Annotated in this window: 2 protein-coding genes; both read left to right on the forward strand. The window is 58.7% G+C overall.

Going from position 1 to position 1,856, the window contains the following annotated elements; all coding sequences use genetic code 11:
• A partial coding sequence (locus tag EI185_RS17000) for a cytochrome C (RefSeq protein ID WP_124706345.1) occupies positions 1-1,158 on the forward strand: 1,158 nt, incomplete at its 5' end.
• 84 nt (positions 1,159-1,242) lie between these two features.
• The coding region (locus EI185_RS17005) for a c-type cytochrome (RefSeq protein ID WP_133372250.1) at positions 1,243-1,856 on the forward strand (614 nt) is incomplete at its 3' end.

The following is a 1,856-nucleotide window of genomic DNA, read 5'->3' on the forward strand; positions in this document are numbered from 1 at the left end:
TTCGCACGACAGACCGGCCAAAACTGCGTCGCCTGCCATGCCGGGGGACAATTTCCCGAACTTACCCCCTACGGGCGCCTGTTCAAACTCACTGGCTATACCATCGGACAGCGTGCGCTGCCGCTGGCGGCCATGGCGGTGCTGACCTCCAACAAGGTGAAAGTCAATGACCCCACCCAAGGGAAAACGCAAGACGGGTCTCCCATCTTCAACACTGCCAGCCTGTTCATTGCGGGGAAGATTACCGATAAAACGGGCGGGTTCGTACAGATCACCTATAACAACTACAATAGTCAGGATGCCGAGACCGGGAACTGGTCGGGCCATACCGGTTCGGACAACCTGGATCTGCGCTACGCCGATCACCTGATCAACGACAATCAGGATCTGATCTACGGCCTCACCCTGCATAACAACCCCGGCGTACAGGACGTGTGGAACAGCACCCCGGCATGGGGCTACGGCGTGGTGCCCGGCAGCACTGGCGCAGGAGACGGGGTCACACCGATACTTGACGGCGGCCTCGGCCAGCAAGTGGCAGGAATCGGCGCCTATGCCTACTGGAACAAGATGGTGTATGCAGAACTCACCGGCTACCGCACCGGCGATGGCATCTTTTCCTTCATGACCCAGGGCAATGGCGGTCAGGTCAACATCCAGGGTACCAATCCCTACGCCCGTCTGGCGCTGACGCACGAATGGGGTCCCCACAATGTGATGGTCGGCCTGACTCACCTGGACGTCCGTCCATACTCGGATACGACCAGCCACTCCGGACCGACCGACCACTACCGTGACAATGGCATCGACTTCCAGTATCAGTACCTGCTCGATCCCTACACGGTCACCGCGACGGTCACCCGCATCCATGAAAACATCGATTACGGCTTAGGGGCACCCTCCGATACCGTCAACTCCCTGCGAGCCAAGACATCCTTCATCTACCAGGCGAAGTACGGCGCTACCCTGTCCTACTTCAACCTTACCAACACCCTGGGGGCCGAATCCAAGGGCTGGACACCCGAGGTATTCTGGACACCGGTGCAAAATGTGCGGCTGGGGATGCAATACACCAAGTTCAGCGTGGATACCGCGGCGATTAACCCCAAAGCCAGTGACAACAACACCCTGTTCTTCTATGTCTGGGGCGCGTACTAAGCAGGCGGTTTAAACAACCGGGTGCGCGCGCTGGCATGGCGGCGCGCACCCGACATGAATAATGAACTATTCGGAGATTGAATCATGAAAACTGCCCCAATTGCCTTGGTACTGGCCCTGGCTGCGATCGCTACAGGCTGCACGACGACAGAAAACTCCTCCCGCAATCTGGGTGACCCCAGCGTACACGGCAAGACACTGGCCGAGCAGGTGTGCTCGGACTGCCATGGCGTCACTGGCGATTCGACCAACCCCACCTTCCCACGGCTGGCGGGACAGCAGAAATGGTATTTGATCTCGCAGTTGAAGCAGTTCCGGGGTCACCATCGCCAGGATCCGCCCGGCTTCGAGTATATGTGGGGCATCTCCCGCAGCCTGACCGATGCGCAGATCAATGAACTGGCTACCTATTTTTCCGAGCAGAAGCCCGGTGCCGACCAGCCTGGAAATGCCAAACTGGAGAGCGAGGGCAAGACGATTTTCTCTAGCGGCATCTCCAGCGAAGGGGTTCCGGCCTGCATGGCTTGCCATGGTGCAGAAGGCGCAGGCAGCGAACAGTTTCCGCGCATTGCCGGACAGCATGCCGACTATATCGTCAAGCAATTGAATGTGTTCCAGAGATCCGCTGAGGAACGTCCCAATGGAGCGGCCATGAAGGTGGTTGCCCACGACCTCAAGCCGGAGGAGATGCAGGCTGT

The sequence above is a fragment of the Sulfuriferula multivorans genome, assembly GCF_003851125.1.
Lineage (GTDB): Bacteria > Pseudomonadota > Gammaproteobacteria > Burkholderiales > Sulfuriferulaceae > Sulfuriferula > Sulfuriferula multivorans.